Raw genomic sequence first — 16,371 nt, forward strand, 5'->3', positions numbered from 1 at the left:
GCACTGTGAGCATCGGGCAACAGCTGTAACGGCAAGCATCGCCTCCAATCAGCGGAGGCGAGGGGAACGCGATGACCTCACGTCGATCCCGTCGCATTCCATTGGACCTGCGCGGATTGGGCGGCGGGGAGGAGATCTTTCGGGTTTCGGGAGGTGTTGCCCGGGATCCGGCGGTGGATGCATGGCTGGCCGGCGAGCCGAGCGAGCTGCGGTCCCTTGCCCGGCGGTGGTTCGAGCGGATGCGCGCATGCGGGGACGATGTTCTGGAGTTGATGCACGACGGGTGCCCGGTGGCGTGCGTGGAAGATGCGCCGTTCGGGTACGTCAACTCGTTCAAGAGTCATGTCAACGTCGGTTTCTTTCAGGGCGCCTCGCTGCAAGATCCTGCCGGGCTGCTGCAAGGCAGCGGCAAACGCATGCGGCACGTGAAAGTGCAACCGGATCGCTTGTCGAACGAAGCCGCGCTTGCTCAACTGATCGCGCACGCGTACGCCGATATCAAGGCGCGCCTGTGAAGCCTCGAGGCTTTCCACGGGAACACGAGGGAGTGACATCGACCAATGAAGAAGATCTCATCCGGCGCCACCGTGTTCTACAAAAGGCTGTTCCCGCTCCTGTGGTTCGGCTTTGCCGGCTTCGTCTCGGTGATGGCGCTGCGCGACGGGCTGGTTCAGAAAGGCCAATGGATGTTTCTGGTCATGCCGATCTTGGTCGGCCTGATCGGCTTCGTGATCATGAGACAGGTGCTCTGGGACCTGGTCGACGAAGTGCACGATGGCGGCGATTATCTGCTCATCCGCAAGGGCGACGAGCAGGAACGGGTGCCGCTGAAGAACATCATGAACGTCAGCGCCACGACGCATATCAACCCTCCACGCGTCACCCTGCGCCTGGTGACTCCCGGCAAGTTCGGCACCGAGGTGACTTTTACTCCGGCGCGCAAAACGTCTTTCTCCTTCTCTACCAAGAACCCCATCGTCGACGACCTCATCGTGCGCGTCGACCGTGCTCGTAGAGCGTGAATCAGTTCCGGCCGGACCGAGGCGCGGGCTTCCGAGCTGACGGCGTTGGGGCGCTCGCTATCGTGACCGATAAATTTCGAGATTGATCGGCGCCGCGTCTGTGGTTAGATTTTGGTCCGTGCGCTTGCTCCGCGCACGGGCCAGATAACAACCTATGATTCACGTCGTCGCTGGCGCCCTGTTCGATCATCAAGGGCGTGTCCTGATTGCGCAGCGCCCGCCAGGCAAGCACATGGCCGGTGGCTGGGAATTCCCGGGAGGCAAGCTGGAAACCGATGAGCAGCCGCTCGCCGGCTTGAAGCGCGAGCTGCGGGAAGAGCTGGGCATCGAAGTGCTCGATGCCACGCCGCTGATTGCATACGAGCATGGCTACACCGATCGCCGCGTGCTGCTCGACCTGTGGCTGGTCTCGCTGTACAGCGGCGAAGCGACGTCCGTCGAAGGCCAACCATTGCAATGGGTCACGATCGACGACCTCGAGACGGTCGGCTTGCTGGAAGCCGATCGCCCGATGATTCCGGCGCTGCGCGCCGCGCGGCGCTGACGGCAAAGGTCAGCGGCTGCTGACCGGAGGCGCGGTGCTGGACGTGTGCGTTTCGGCGCCCAACTCCCGCTGGAAGAACCGCAACACCATCTCGTAGTAGTGGCGACCCTGCTGTGGCATGCGCACCAGCCCGTGCTTGCCGCCGGGATAGGTCATCAGATCGAACTGCTTGGCGAGCGACTGCAGCTTCTGCATCAGCAAGGTGCTGTGAGTGAACAGCACATTGTCATCGGCCATGCCGTGCACGAGCAGCAACGAGCCGTGCAATGAATCGGCGTAAGGAATGACCGCGCTGCTGCGATAACCCTCGGGATTCGACTGCGGCGTGCCGAGATAACGTTCGGTATAGTGTGTGTCATACAGCGCCCAGTCCGTGACAGGCGCGCCTGCAACGCCGGCGCGAAATGCCTTCGTGGTAGTCAGCGCCATGAGCGACATGTATCCGCCGTAGCTCCAGCCCATGATGCCGATGCGATCGCCGGCGACGAACGGCAGCGACTGCAAATATTCCACGCCTCGCAGCTGATCTTCGATTTCGACCTTGCCGGTGCGTCCGGCGATCGCAGTCTCGAATGCGTTGCCTCGAAAGCCCGAGCCGCGATTGTCCAGCGTCAGCACGACGAAACCATTCTGCGCCAGCACCTGCCGGAACAAACCTTGCGCGGCCCGCGCGCCGCCCATCCAGTCTTTGCGAACGTACTGAAAATGCGGCCCGCCATACACGTCGATGACCGCGGGATAACGCTTGCCCGGCTGGAGATTGGCCGGCTTGAGCAGCCGATAATAGAGCTGTTGCCCGTCGCTGGCCGCCACCGAGCCATATTCCTCGGCGACATGATTGGAGGCATAGGGATGATACGGATGCGTCGCATCCAGCGGATTTTTGAGCAGCCAATGCTGGAGCGACCCATCGAGTTTGCGCAGACTCGCCGACGGCGGCTGCTCCGGTGACGAATGCACATCGAGATAGCCACGCGCGCCCGGCAATAACTTCGCATCGTGCCAGCCAGCCTCGCGCGACACCCGCGTGACCTTGCTCGAAGGATCTCTTGCATCGAGCGAAACCCAATACAGATGCCGCTCCAGCGGCGACTCCTTCGAAGCCAGGAAGTACACGCGGCCCGCGGCTTCATCGATACCGACCAGGCCGTTCTCGGAGCCGTCGCCAACCACCATCCATTCGCCCGCGGTCAACGGCTTCAGCAGCTTGCCGTCCAGGTCGTACAGGTACAAATGTTTGTAACCGCTGCGGCGCGAGCTCCAGATGAACTGCGGCCTGGAGCTCAAGAACTTGAAATCATCGTTCAGCTCGATCCAATGCGGACTGGTTTCCGTCAGCAGGACGCGAGCGCGGCCGCTTGCCACGTCCAGCTTCACCAGCTCGAGTTTTTTCTGGTCGCGTGTCTGACGCTGGATGGCCAGTGACTTGGAATCGGGGAACCATTTGACGCGCGCGAGATAGCCATCGCCAATGCCGATGTCGAGGTCGGTGACCTTGGACGTTGCCAGCGCGACCGTCTTCAGCTCGACCTGGGTATTGGCCGTGCCCGCGGCCGGGTAACGCTGACGAAACATACGGGCGCCGTCGGCATTGATCTCGAAGCGCTCGACTTCCTGCACCGGTGAATCGTCGATGCGGGTGAATGCGATATGCGAATCGTCCGGCGACCACCAGTACCCGGTGTCGCGGCCCATTTCCTCCTGCGCGACGAATTCGGCGACGCCGTTCTGCACCAGCCCGCCGCCGTCCGTCGTGATGGCGCGCTCCTGGCGTGCGCGCAAATCGATCACGAACAGATTCTGATCGCGAATGAAGCTGACGTAGCGGCCGCCGGGCGAGAATTTGGCGTCGGTTTCATACGATTCGCTGTGGGTGAGCCGCGTTGCCGGTGCGGCTTTCGCGCCCAGGTCGTACAGATACAAATCGCCGCCGAGCGGAATGAGCAGACGCTTGCCGTCGCTCGAGAACTGGTACTCGACGATGCCGCGCAGCGAAGCCGTGCGCTGCCGTTCTCGCCTGGCTTCCTCTTCGGCCGACAACTTCTCGTCATCTCCGACCAGCTGGCGCGAATCGACCAGCATCCGGGCCGAGCCGCTGCGGGTGTCGAAGGCCCACAGGTCGAGCTGATCCTTGTTGTCCCGCTTGCCCTGCAGATAGGTCACGTAGCGGCCGTCCGGCGAGAACTTCGGTTCGCGCAAGCGCGGGCCGGAGAGATCGGGGTCTGCAAAAATGCGGGCGACAGTCAGGGGTTCGGCGGACACGGGCTGGCCTATCGAGCAAGGGGGCAGGGTGGTCGCAATGAGCGCGATCAGGGTCGTTGTATACCGCATGAGAGTTGCGCCGGGAATGGAATGGCGAAGTTACACTAGCGGCGCATCGTGCGCGACGCTGTGGGAGGCAGTGGCGGCGAAAGCATCCAGAACCCTACCCGACCGTCATCGAGAGAGAGGCATGAAGAGGAAGATCCTGCTGATGTTGCCGGCCTTGCTGCTGCTGAGCGCATGTGGCGTCGAGCCGGCCAGGCAAGTCAATTCCGTGAGCGCGGGCTCGTCACCGAAGGCGAGCGCGACGCCGGCCTTTCAGTACCCGGCTACGCAGCGTATCGAGCATTTCGATACGTATCACGGCACGCGCATCGCCGACCCGTATCGCTGGCTGGAGACTCCGGACAGCCTCGAGACCAAGCATTGGATACAGGCGCAGAACGCGCTGGCCCAGCCCTATCTCGAAGCGATTCCAGCGCGGGAGCGCATCAAGCAGCGCATGACGCAGCTGTGGAACTACGAGCGCTACGACCTCCCCTTGAAGCGCGGCAATCGATATTTCTATTTGCGTAACGATGGGCTACAGAACCAGAGCGTGCTGTACATCAGCGAGGGGCTGCACGGCGAGCCGCGAGTGCTGCTCGATCCCAATCAGTTCAGCAAGGACGCGACCGTGGCGCTGGGCGAGTACGTGCCGAGCCCCGATGGCCGCCTCGTTGCGTACAGCCTGTCCGATGGCGGCACCGACTGGCGCACCTGGCACTTTCGCGATGTTGCGACCGGCAAGGATCTGCCGGACGTGTTGCGCTTCGTGAAGTTCGTTCCCGTCGCGTGGACTGCCGATTCCAAGTCCGTCTACTACGCGCGCTTTCCGGTGACGAGCGATGGCCAAGGTGACGATACCAAGCAGCGCGAAATCTACTGGCACAAGCTCGGCAGCGACGTGGCCGGCGATCCGTTGATTTTCGAGGTCACCGATCATCCCACCCGCAATCCGTATGTGCAGATTTCGGACGATGGCCGCTACCTGATTTTCTGGCTGTACGACGGCTCGCAATCCACCGGCATCTACTATCGCAAGATTCGCGCTGACGGCACGCCGGAAGGCGAGACCGTGCGCCTGCTCGATGACTTCGATGCGAACTATCTGTTCATCGGCGAGATCGACGATGTTTTCTACATCGCCAGCACCAGGGATGCGCCGAACACTCGAGTCGTAGCGATTCCCGTGGGCTCGCCGGAAGCGGTGAAGAACAGCCGCGTGATCGTGCCGGAGAGCCAGTTTGCGGCCCATGACGTGTCCATCGCCGGCGGCAGAATCATCGTACGCTACTTGCAGGATGCCCATTCGCTGGTGCGCGTGTTCGATCTGGACGGCAAGGCCCAGTACGACGTGAAGTTGCCCGGCCTCGGCAGCGCCCAGGGTTTCTATGGCGATGTGAGGGACACCGAGACTTTCTTCGCGTACACCGATTTCCTGACGCCGATGATGGTGTCTCGCCTGGATCTCGCAACCGGTGAGACCGAAGTGTTCCGCGCGCCCAAGCTCGCCGCAGACACCAGCCAGTTCGTGGTCAAGCAGGTGTTCTACAACAGTAAGGATGGCACGCGCGTGCCGATGTTCATCGCGCACAAGAAGGGCCTGACCCTCAACGGACAGAATCCGGTGCAGCTGTACGGTTACGGTGGCTTCAGCATTCCGCAGCAGCCTGCGTTCAGTGTGCCGGTATTGGTGTGGCTGGAAATGGGCGGCGTGTACGCGGTGGCGAATCTGCGCGGCGGTTCGGAGTATGGCGAAGCCTGGCACGAGGCGGGCACCAAGCTGCGCAAGCAGAACGTGTTCGATGACTTCATCGCCGCTGCCGAGTACCTGGTGGCCGAGCAGTACACCTCGCCGGCCAGGATCGCGATTCGCGGGCGGAGCAATGGTGGCTTGCTGGTTGGCGCAGTGCTGACGCAGCGTCCGGATTTATTCGGCGCCGCGCTGCCAGCCGTGGGCGTGCTGGACATGCTTCGCTATCACACTCCCAGCGCCAACGCGCGCCAGTGGTCCAGCGACTACGGGCTGAGCGAGAACGAAGCGGAGTTCAAGGCGCTGCTGGCGTACTCGCCGGTGCATAACGTGCGTGAAGTTTGTTATCCGCCGACGCTGGTGACAACGGCCGAGCGCGACGATCGCGTCGTGCCCTGGCACAGCTATAAGTTTGCCGCCGCACTACAGGCGGCGCAGAGCTGTCCCAATCCAGTGATGCTCCGGGTCGAAACGCGCGCCGGCCACGGAGCGGGCAAGCCAGTGTGGATGCAGATCGAGGATTACGCCGACCAGTGGGCGTTCCTCGTCAAGTCATTGCGCATGGAGCCGCTGGAGCAGGCCGAGCCTGCTTCACGGCATTCCAACGCAGGCTGACGCCCGGTCTACGTTCTGGAGCACCGCTGCGTTGGCGCGGGTAGCGGCGGTGCGAGCGAACCGGCGCGCCAGTTCCACGATTGCGTGCCCGAGGCGCGGCGGCGGCACATGATCTGCTCGTGCAGCTCATACATGCCCGGCATGAAAGCTTTCGACAGTCGCGGCGTGTCGCCGAAGATCATGTAGGCGCGGTTCGGTTGGAAAGATTCCCAGGCGCGCCCTTGCGCGGCGGAGGGCCGGCCATCACGAGCGAAGCTCGTCCAATAATCGAGCATTGCGCCGGAGAGCTGTCGCTCGCTCGCGGTGTTGGGGATCGCCGGCCAGCCCGCGGGTGTGTGCTGGAGCGTTCCGAATACGAAGGGCACTTCGCTGGCGTGAAATGCGGTCAGGTTCGCGGCCGCCGCGCTGGGATAATCGTGGTCGAAGTAGTAGAGGAACGCATCCTGTCCGATGGCGGCCTGTGTGCGCGCCAGCCGCTCGGAGGCCCAGCCGAAAACGACATCGCGCACGGCAGCCAATTGCGTCTGTTCCAGATCCTGCGGCGGGTAGAGTCGAAGATACTCGTCCGCGAGATCGCCGTAGCGGGACCGCACGTCATCCGCATAGGCCGCCGTGCTGGCTGGAGCAGGAGGCAACAAGAACCGAAGGCCGCGCACCTCGCCACTGGTGAGGCCGGTCATCAGCGGCACCGGCGCCTGCTCGCCTCGATCGAATGTATCGACGAGTTGGCGCGCGAGAATCTTGCCGTCTATGGTGCCAAACGGCGCAAAGCCCGCGGCGGCAGCCGCATCGACGAGCTCCCGCGCACCCATCGAACGTAGTTCGGCAATCCCGCCAGCGCCAAGCTTCGCGGCGAGCGCAGAGCCGATCCCCTCGGCCGACTGCTCCTCGTAGCGAGCGACACGCAGCTCGGGCATCGTGAACAGATAACCGCTTTGCACGATGGCCTTGTCGAAGAGACCACGCGCTGCTGGAGACGCGAGCAGATACTCGACACTCAAGGCACCGGCGGATTCGCCGAATATCGTGACGTTTTGCGGATCGCCGCCAAAGGAGGCGATGTTCTGTCGCACCCATCGCAGCGCTGCGATCTGGTCCAGCAACCCGTAGTTGCCGGAAACATCGTCCGCCGACTCCTGGCTGAGCTCCGGATGAGCGAGATAGCCGAGCACGCCCAGACGATAGTTGATAGAGACCAGCACGGTTCCGCGCTTGGCGAACTCCCGTCCGTCATACATCTTGGAGTGCGCCGTGCCCCAGATGAGAGTGCCGCCATGGATCCACACCATCACCGGAGCATTGCGCGCGTCGGCGGGCGTGGTGACGTCGAGTGTAAGGCAGTCCTCATCCATCGGTATCGGGCCGCGGTTATACGGACCCGCCGCCATCGCGGGCTGCATGCAGGCCACGCCGGCTTGCTGCGCGGAGCGCACTCCTTCCCATCGCGGCATCGCAGCTGGAGGACGCCACCGGCGCTCGCCAACTGGCGGCAGCGCATAAGGAATCGCGCGAAAAACATTTGCATCACCTTCGCGCACGCCACGCAAAGTTCCGGCGGGCATGTCCACAACTGGCGCTTTTGCCGTCGTTCCATCGGCCGATGGGGTCGAGCATCCGCAGAGGAACCCGCCAACGAAGGCTGTGATCAAGAGCGACCTGAAGTTCATCGCACACTTTCTCCTGCGAGCGTTTGGCACGCTTGATCCGGCGAGCCAGTTCGAAAAACAACAACGCGGCAATCAGATACATCGGTGCCAGCGCGAAGAACGCCGTCTGCAATGCGTGAGCGCCATGCGTTGGCTGGAAGAAGTCGCTGACCATGCCGACATACGTCGGTCCGAGGCCCAGGCCGATGAAGTTCATCACCAGCAACAGCAGCGCGCCGGAGATCACGCGTTGGCTGGGATGCACTTCGCTCTGCACGAACGTCACCGTCGCGGACAGGAAGAACGAGTTCAGAAACATCGGACCGCACAGCAACGCCAGCGCGAGCGGCCAGTGCGGCGCCCAGACGAAGCCGAGGAAGAACGGCAACGCGAGCAGCAGCGAAATCGCCGGAATCGTCGCGTAGGCCGCCTTCGACCTGGCACCGAACCGATCGATCAGCTGTCCCGACACATAGATGCCGGCGCTCATGCATACGCCCACCACCAGTGCGTACCAGATCGCGACCTCGCCCAATTGCATGCCCTTCTCGCGCATGAGGAACAGGGTTGCGAAGTTGCTCATGCCATAGGTGATGAAGTTGGCCGCGCCGCTGGCGATCGCTGCGGTCAGCAGTAGCGGATTGGAAAAGAACCTCGCGATGGTCGCAACGAAACCGCCCGGCGCGGCAGGTGCCGTTGCAGCGCCGGTTCCCGCATCGTGTCCGCCGCGTCTGGGCTCGGGAATCAGGATGTAAACGGCGACAGCCGCGGCGACGCCAACCGCGCCGATGACATAGAAAGGGATTCGCCAATCGAAGGCGGCGGCGAGCGAGGCGCCGAATGCCACTCCCAAAGCGGAGCCGAGCGGCGGCCCCAGATTGAAGATCGCCATCGCCGCGCCGCGCCGTTCCCGAGGAAAGTAGTCCGAGATGATTGCATAGGATGGCGGTACGCCACCCGCCTCGCCGACGCCGACGGCCATGCGCGCAAGAGCCAGTTGAGCGTAGTTGTTTGCCATTCCGCACGCGGCGGTGGCGACACTCCATAGCGCACACGCGATCGACAGTACCCGCATGCGGTTGGTGCGGTCCGCAAGCCACCCGACCGGAATGGCGATGAAGCAGTAGAACAGCGCGAAATAGAAACCGGTGAGCATGCCCAGCTGGCCGTCGCTGATCTGCAGCCCGTCCTGGATGGGCTTGGCGAGAATGGAGAGCAGCTGCCGATCGAGGAAGTTGAGCACGTAGATGAAGCAGAGCATGCCGAGTACCAACCCTGGTCGCACGGTGCGCGCCGCCGGCGGGTCGGCAATGCGGTCTACGAGAGGTTCAGTGCTCATGGTGCAATCTCATCTGGCATGCGCATCTTTCGTTCTCATCTTTCATTCTCACCGCGGTGTATCGAGTTCACCTCGACGGCAGCCCCTTGGCGCCAGGCGGCCGCGCGCGCGACATACCACGGGATGACTTCTGGATTGGCGATCGCGTCCGGATTGAACACCTTGGCGGCGGGCCAGCCCTGGAACAGCCTCTTGACGGGCAGTTCCTGCTTCTTGCCGCTGGCGGTGCGAGGTATCCCCGGCGCGTGGATGAAATGATCCGGGATGAACCGCGGCGAGAGCGCATTGCGAATCGCCGCCGCCATGGCCGCTTGCAACTGCGCATCCAGCGAGCCTGCCTGGGCCGGGACGACGAACATCAGCAACTTGCTGTCGCCCTGGCCATCTTCGATATCGATGACCAGACTGTCCGCGACCCCGCTCAGATGCTCCACCGCGGAGTAGATATCGGCGGTACCCATGCGCAGCCCATGGCGATTGATGGTCGCATCGCTCCTGCCGGTGATCGTGCAGCTGCCATCGGCCTCGATGCGCAACCAGTCGCCGTGCCGCCAGATCCCCGGCCACTCTTGAAAATAGGAAGAGCGATAGCGGCTGCCGCCCGGGTCGCCCCAGAAGTACAGCGGCATGCTGGGAAACGGGCGCGTGCAGACCAGCTCGCCCACGTGGCCGATGAGCGATTGGCCGGTCTCGTCCCATGCTTCGACGGCGGCGCCGAGATGGCGGCATTGCAGCCTGCCGGGAGTATCGGGCAATTCGCGATTGCCGGAGAGGAACGCGGCCGCCAGATCGGTCCCGCCGCTGAGATTGCACCACCAGATGGGCGAGCGGCGGATGGCGGCGAATTGCTCGGTTCCCCAACGTTGCACATCGGCCGGCAAGGGCGAGCCGGTGCTGCCGAGTGCGCGCACGGCGCTCAGATCTCCGGCGTCGGTGAGTGTGATTCCGGCCTTGCGACAGCTCGCGAAGAAGGCGGCGCCCGCACCGAACCAGGTGACTCGATGACGCGCGGCAAAGGCCCAGAGTGTCCGCCAGTCCGGATTTGACTTGGCGCCGGCCGGGGAGCCGTCGAACAAACAAATCGTGGTACCGCCCAGCAGGGCGCCCATCTGCAGGTTCCACATGACCCAGCCCGTGGAGGAGTACCAGTGGAACCGTTCCCCGAACGTGTTGGGAGAATAGCTGGCCCCCAGATCCAGATGCAGGTGACCGGCGCATGCCGACACGATGATGCCGCCATGGCCGTGCACGATCGGCTTGGGCAAGCCGGTGGTACCGCTCGAGTACAGAATCCACAGCGGATGATCGAAGGGCAGCCACTCCGGCTCGAACGCGGCAACCTCGGCGTCGTCTCGCGACATCGCGGCCGCCAGGTCGCTGCAGCCGGAAATCTTCGCTGCGCCATGCTTGGTCCGCAGCAGGAAGAGTGTCACGACGCTCGGCAGCTCACGCCATATCTGCGTGACGGCGGCACTGCGATCCAGCGATCTGCCGGCGTAGAACACGCCATCGACGGCGATCAGCACCTTGGGCGTGGTTTGTCGGAACCGATCGAGCACGGCGGGCGTGCCCATGTCCGGCGAACATATCGTCCAGATCGCGCCCACACTGGCACACGCGAGCATGGCAATCGCCGCTTCTGGGCTGTTGGGAAGACAGGCGGCGACGCGATCGCCACGGCCCACGCCGTGACGGCGCAATTCCAGCGCGAGCGAAGCGGTTCGGCGTCGCAGCTCTTTCCAGCTTAGCTCGGTGACGTCGCCTTGCTCGTTCTCCGCGACGATTGCGGGCAGATGAGCGGCATCGGCCGCCGCGACATGACGAAACACCTGGCGCGCGTAGTTCACCTGTGCGCCAGCGAACCAGGTGGCACCCGGCATCGCCAGGTCGTCTATGACGGAGGTGATGGCCGTGGGCGACTCGAGCCGGTGATAGTCCCAGATGCTGCGCCAGAATCCGCTCAGGTCGGTGGTCGACCATTGCCACAGCTGCGCATAGTCCGTGAACGTGAGTCCGCGTTCGCGCTCGAGCCACTCTCGGTACAGCCGCATTTGCGGGATCGGTTCATCGTTCGACATCTGCACGCAGCAACAGCCCCCTGAGTGTCGCGCAGGATGCCAGCGACCGCGCAAAAGGCCATGGCGGGAGTGACAGGGAGATTTGGCGGAAGTGACCGATCGCGCCGTGGCCCGGCACGCCACGTCAGGAGATGCGGCGCTCGTTCAGCAGCGCCGTTGCGGCAGCGACCTTCGCCGCGTCCGCCATGTACGTGCTGCGATACGCAGAGGGCGTCATTCCTGCCCAGGCAACGAAGTTGCGCGAGAAGCTGCCGGGCTCGCTGAATCCCAACGCGAGGCCGATCGCCGTGATGGGCACGTCGCTCCCCAGCAGATACGCGGCGGCGAGCTCGCCTCGCAAACGAGTCCTGATGTCCTGGAAGCTTTCGCCTTCGAGCGCCAGGTCGTAGCGCAGCCGCCGCGGACGGGTACGCAGGCGCGCGGCGACGACTTCGATCGGCGCCGACCACATCCCCGCTCGCTGCAGCTCGATCAACACTTGTTGAGTCCGTTCATGCCAGCTCAGCCCGCGTCCGGGTGCGTCGAACCAGTCGGGCTCGCTGGCGTAATACTCCTCGTACTCGGAGATCGAGGAATGGATCAAGCGCACGCTCAGGTCGCTCCAGCTGTAGGAGAGCGCATCCACCGGGGCGTTGAAAGTCACCGGGCAGCGAAACAGCGCGAAGCGGTCGAAGCCGTTCGCTTGCGTGGGTCGCGAACCGCGAACGGAAACTCCGCGCAGCTCCAACGGACGACCGATGAGCCAGCTGAACAGCTGATAGATCCACACGAAGCGGATCCAGACCAGGATGTCGCGATCGACGCCCGGGATCGTTTGATATTTGCAGATGTGCTGCAGTCCGCTGCCGTGCTCTTCGGAAATCCACGGCCCCACATCGCTCGACATTGCGTCGGTGAACCGGATGCTGACGCGCAATGCTTCGCCGAAGGTCGCACAGTGCAGGAAGGACAGCAGTCGCTCCCGCTCCAGCGCCAGCCGCACGCCTTGCGCCAGAAAGCCCAGATACACATCGTCGATGGAGCTTTGGATACTGCGCACCAATCGGACCAGCGAGCGGCCGTCGATCGCGGCGTGAGCATTGCCATAGAGCGAAGGATCGATGGCGGCCGCGCGCAGGATGGCAAGAGGATCGCGTCCCTTCAGCACCGCGCCCTGCAGCAACGCCTGGACCGCCACGCCGTCCAAGCCACGGGCGGCGTGCGCCTCGGGAACCTTCAGGGACGGCGCGCCCGAGTGGGATTCGTTTGCAACACCAGGCACCGGCTTCTTCAGCATCGTAGGATCGTGAGCTCGGACAGGTCGATCGCTCCTTGGTCGACATTGGGTCAACATTGGGCCGCGAGGGGCCGCCGCGCGGTTGGATTCTTACCCAGCCTCGACGGGGCTGCCAAGCCGGTTCTGGTCAGTTCTGCCAAATCGCAGCGTCAGCCCTGTCATTGCCTTCATTGCTTCACTGCCATGATCCTGCGCCCAAGCGGAGATCGTGGATCTCCGGATGCGACAAGAAGGGTAAGGGGGATGACCATGAAACGCTTCAAGACGATTCGCCGTGCGCGCGCCTTTTCTGCGGGCGCCACCGCGCTGTTGAGCGGTTGCCTGATCGCCGCGCAAACACAGGCTCAAAGCCAGAACGCAAGCGGCGATTCGGCCAACCGGAATGAGTCCAGCGCAAGCCTGACGCTCGAAGAAGTCGTCGTCACTGCCGAGAAGCGTGCCGAGGGATTGCAGAACATTCCCATCGCAATCACCGCGGTTTCCGGCGCCACCCTGGAAAAGGCCGGCGCGAAAGAGGTCGGCGATCTGGTCCAGCTCACGCCGAGCCTGCAATTCGGCACGCGCTCCACCAACGTGTTCATCGCCCTGCGCGGCATCGGTCAGGCGGGCCAGGACATCGGCAGTCAGTCGGGCGTGACCGTCTCGCTAGACGGCGTGCCGTTGCTGAACCACTTCATGATGAACCCTTCGTTCCTCGACATCGAACGGGTCGAAGTGTTGCGCGGTCCACAAGGAACCATCCAGGGCCGCAACGCCACCGGCGGCGCGGTCAACATCCACAGCAAACAGCCCACCGATGAGCTCGCAGGCGAAGTCGGTCTCACCTTCGGCAACTATTCCCGCGTCGGCGTGAATGCGTTCGCCAATGCTCCGCTCGCCGACAACGTCATGGCCCGAGTGTCGTTTCAGTCGGTGCGCGCGGACGGCTGGCTGAAGAACGCGTTCCTCGATCGCCGCAACGACGACACCGATCTCACGGAGATGCGAGCGCAGTTGCTGGTGCAACCCTCCGACGTTCTCAGCGTGCATGCGCTGGTCGACTACACGCGCGATCGCGGCGACCCGTCGTTCAACGTCCTGCTGGGCCGTGCCGTCGCCGATCGGCCGACGGTGACCGAAGGCCCGACTTATCCCTATCCGCAGAACGACATCGAGAATCTCACTGTGTATTTCAGCGAGCCCAATCGCCGCGACGTAACCGATTTGCGGGCGGTGCTGAACGCGAAACTGGAGCTGGCGCCAAGCGTCTCGCTCAGCTCCACCACCGGCTTCATCGACCACGACATCGACCTGGAAGACCTGGACGTCGACCTCACGCCGTACCACTCCGCCTGGTTTCCACTCATCGGCCTGTATGCGAAGCAACTGACGCAGGAGTTCACCGTCACAGCCGATCTGGGCAGTCGCGCCGACCTGGTCGCCGGTGTTTTCTACATGCACGGCAATGCCAGCGAGCCGTTGTATCTCAGCATCGCAGCCGTGGAGAACCTGCTGGTCTACCTGCCCACTGAAAAGCTCGATTCTTACGCCGGCTATGCGCAGCTGCGCTACTCGCTCACCGACACCTTGCGCGCGACGCTCGGCGGCCGTTACACCATCGACGAGAAGTCCTACGACATGGACGCCACCAACAGCGGCTACCATTTCCTGCTCTCGAAGGAAGACACCTGGAAGGCATTCACTCCGCGCTTCGTCATCGACTACGCGCCCAGCGACATGACGATGTTCTATGTCAGCGCCTCGCGCGGCTTCAAATCGGGCGGCTACAACACCCTGGGCGACATCACCCAACCGGTCAATGTCTTCGACCCCGAGTATGTCTGGAACTACGAGATCGGCGCCAAGGCCATCCTGTTCGATCGCAAGCTGCGCACCAGCCTGACCGCGTTCTACGCCGACTACAGCAACCTGCAACAGACCGTGTTCCGGATCAACGAGCAGACCGGCGTGCGCTTTCCCAAGGTGGACAACTCCGCGATGGCCGTCATCAAGGGCGTCGAATACGAAGTCGAGGTCATGCCAACCGCGGGATTGAAGCTGTCCGGCGCGGTCACGTACCTCGATGGCAAGTTCGACAAGTTCTGCAACAACAATCCACTGTATCCCGATGTGCCGACCGATCCGGAGTGCGTGGGCGCGACGGCGAACGGCGCGCCCTTGCCGCCCAATTCGATCAATCTGCAAGACAACCGGCTCACCCAGGCGCCGGAATGGCAGTTCAATGTCGCCGGCGAATATGCCTTCCCCATCTCCGGCAATCTCGAGATCACGGCGCGCGCCGACTACAAGTGGCAGGACAAGGTCTACTTCGACATCTACAACAACCCCTTCAACGCCCAGGACGCTTACGGGCTGCTCAATGCGTCGCTTGCGGTGGGTACGTTCGACAAGACCTGGTCCGTGACCGGCTGGATTCGCAATGCGCTCGACGAGCGCTACATCAGCCAGGCAGTCACCGGTTCCGGCGCCAACGCATATACCGCGGGATCGATCGGCATGCCGCGGATGTACGGTGCCACGCTCTACCACAGGTTCTGATCGGGGTCCTGCCGTGAGCAGACTCCGCATCGCGATGCAGGTGAAGGATGACGCCGACCACTAAGGTCTCTGGTCGTGCGGGCGGGCCGCCCGTGACGAGGCTATTCCTCGTCCTCGCTGCCCCGCTCGCGTCTGGGGGCGTCGTCGGTCTCGACGATCTCGCCGGGAATGGCGTGCTTCTCGGCGGCCCAGGCGCCCAGGTCGATGAGCTTGCAGCGCTCGCTGCAGAACGGGCGCCAGCGCGAGGCCTCCGTCCACTCCACGGGACGGTCGCAGGTGGGGCAACGAACTACGGTGGCCATGACAGGCTCAAGTACAGACGGTGAGCTGGAACTGCACATCCTCTGTGGTCTGAACCGGCCTGGAATTCACATCGTTCCATGTCAGGAAGCGAATGCTGCAGCGATGGTGGCTGCCGCTGATCTCCGGAAACAGCTGTGTGCCGGCGGGCAGCGCGATGCGCAGCAGCTGGCAGGGATTTTCGCGGTCGAAGGCGATCTGGAAGTTGCCGGCGGTGGCGACTTCCGTGCGCGGCCGTGCCGCCTCCCGCGTCAGCCATAGCAACTCGGTGACCGCGTCGCAGAGCGGCCGGATGGTGGACATCCAGTCGCCGAAAGCCCTGGCGCGGTCCGCGAACGGCTGGTCCAGCCAGTGGCGGTAGTCCGGCAGGTCGAACTCGCAAGTGCCGCCGGGAATGGTGCTGCGATGCTTGATGGAGTTCAGGAACTCCGAATCGCGCAGCCGCTGCATGAACAGGGCGCCCACCGAGTTGAGCTCGGTGCGCAAGCGGCCGAGGTTGTTCAACACCGCCTTCAGGCGCGCGGTGTCGACGCCCGGCCGGGTGGTGTAATCGTGCATCACCGTCATCTGCCGTTCGAGGTCCTTGAGCACCTCGCTGCGAATGTCGCCGCGCGCGGTGATGGCCAGGATCTCCAGCAGCGAGCTCATCGCGGCCCGCGTCGACCACGCGTCCTCGCGCTCTTCGTGGAACAACGTTTGGTGATAGAGGAAGTCCAGTCGTAGAAAAGTCCGCATCCGCTCATTGAGCGGCTGCTCATAGACGGGACCGAGCTGCCCTGCGGCGCGTGATCTATCGGACGAGGTCATCCTGCAGATTGTGAAGCACTGGCCGTCCGTTGAAAAACCCTTTTTGATTCGGGATGCGCTGCCGCTTGGATGCGGTCGTATGATTGCGGGCAACGGCGCTCGCAACGCCGCCCCGAATCAGCGAAAGGACGCGATTTGCCATGGTCTCG

12 protein-coding genes are annotated in these 16,371 nt (G+C 63.4%); 5 read left to right on the forward strand and 7 right to left on the reverse strand.

Annotated elements, in window-relative coordinates; all coding sequences use genetic code 11:
• Positions 1-71: 71 nt before the first annotated feature.
• The 3 genes from VGE08_RS12115 to VGE08_RS12125 all read left to right on the forward strand — a co-directional run bounded on the left by VGE08_RS12115 (position 72) and on the right by VGE08_RS12125 (position 1,566).
• Entirely contained in the window at positions 72-515 is a 444-nt protein-coding gene (locus tag VGE08_RS12115; protein ID WP_331068148.1) for a DUF1801 domain-containing protein, read from the forward strand.
• A 45-nt stretch (positions 516-560) separates the two neighbouring features.
• On the forward strand, positions 561-1,022 hold the full coding sequence (locus tag VGE08_RS12120; RefSeq protein ID WP_331068149.1) for a hypothetical protein: 462 nt from the start codon (positions 561-563) through the stop codon (positions 1,020-1,022).
• A gap of 154 nt (positions 1,023-1,176) precedes the next feature.
• Positions 1,177-1,566 (forward strand): (deoxy)nucleoside triphosphate pyrophosphohydrolase, encoded by a 390-nt coding sequence (locus VGE08_RS12125; protein ID WP_331068150.1) that lies wholly within the window; start codon positions 1,177-1,179, stop codon positions 1,564-1,566.
• A 9-nt stretch (positions 1,567-1,575) separates the two neighbouring features.
• Here the strand turns inward: VGE08_RS12125 and VGE08_RS12130 are convergent, their stop codons facing one another.
• Positions 1,576-3,828: a S9 family peptidase gene (locus tag VGE08_RS12130; protein WP_331068151.1), complete on the reverse strand. Its 2,253-nt coding sequence runs from the start codon at positions 3,826-3,828 to the stop codon at positions 1,576-1,578.
• A 190-nt stretch (positions 3,829-4,018) separates the two neighbouring features.
• Here VGE08_RS12130 and VGE08_RS12135 point away from each other — a divergent pair, with 190 nt between their 5' ends.
• Positions 4,019-6,238 carry a prolyl oligopeptidase family serine peptidase gene (locus tag VGE08_RS12135; protein WP_331068152.1) on the forward strand — a complete coding sequence of 740 codons (2,220 nt, stop codon included), beginning with the start codon at positions 4,019-4,021 and terminating at the stop codon, positions 6,236-6,238.
• Between the two features lie 8 nt (positions 6,239-6,246).
• On the opposite strand, the gene VGE08_RS12140 is transcribed toward VGE08_RS12135, so the two are convergent.
• The 4 genes from VGE08_RS12140 to VGE08_RS12155 form a co-directional block, all read right to left on the reverse strand.
• The gene (locus tag VGE08_RS12140; protein ID WP_331068153.1) at positions 6,247-7,800 is read right to left on the reverse strand and encodes a carboxylesterase/lipase family protein; all 1,554 of its coding nucleotides are present in this window, start codon (positions 7,798-7,800) and stop codon (positions 6,247-6,249) included.
• Positions 7,763-9,223, reverse strand: coding sequence for an MFS transporter (locus tag VGE08_RS12145; protein ID WP_331068154.1), 1,461 nt, complete (start codon positions 9,221-9,223; stop codon positions 7,763-7,765). Before VGE08_RS12145 ends, VGE08_RS12140 begins: the two co-directional genes overlap by 38 nt.
• 35 nt (positions 9,224-9,258) lie before the next feature.
• Entirely contained in the window at positions 9,259-11,301 is a 2,043-nt protein-coding gene (locus VGE08_RS12150; protein WP_349258680.1) for an acetoacetate--CoA ligase, read from the reverse strand.
• 124 nt (positions 11,302-11,425) lie between these two features.
• On the reverse strand, positions 11,426-12,577 hold the full coding sequence (locus tag VGE08_RS12155) for an AraC family transcriptional regulator (RefSeq protein WP_331068156.1): 1,152 nt from the start codon (positions 12,575-12,577) through the stop codon (positions 11,426-11,428).
• Positions 12,578-12,826: 249 nt separating this feature from the next.
• Between VGE08_RS12155 and VGE08_RS12160 the strand changes: the two genes are divergently transcribed.
• Positions 12,827-15,115: a TonB-dependent receptor gene (locus VGE08_RS12160; protein ID WP_331068157.1), complete on the forward strand. Its 2,289-nt coding sequence runs from the start codon at positions 12,827-12,829 to the stop codon at positions 15,113-15,115.
• Positions 15,116-15,216: 101 nt separating this feature from the next.
• On the opposite strand, the gene yacG is transcribed toward VGE08_RS12160, so the two are convergent.
• Together yacG and zapD are read right to left on the reverse strand one after the other, a co-directional pair.
• Positions 15,217-15,417 (reverse strand): DNA gyrase inhibitor YacG, encoded by a 201-nt coding sequence (gene yacG / locus VGE08_RS12165; protein ID WP_331068158.1) that lies wholly within the window; start codon positions 15,415-15,417, stop codon positions 15,217-15,219.
• Positions 15,418-15,424: 7 nt separating this feature from the next.
• Positions 15,425-16,222, reverse strand: coding sequence for a cell division protein ZapD (gene zapD, locus VGE08_RS12170; protein ID WP_331068159.1), 798 nt, complete (start codon positions 16,220-16,222; stop codon positions 15,425-15,427).
• Between the last annotated feature and the right edge of the window lie 149 nt (positions 16,223-16,371).

Origin of the sequence: Steroidobacter sp. (assembly GCF_036406195.1) — a bacterium.
In the GTDB taxonomy this organism is placed as follows: Bacteria; Pseudomonadota; Gammaproteobacteria; order Steroidobacterales; family Steroidobacteraceae; genus Steroidobacter.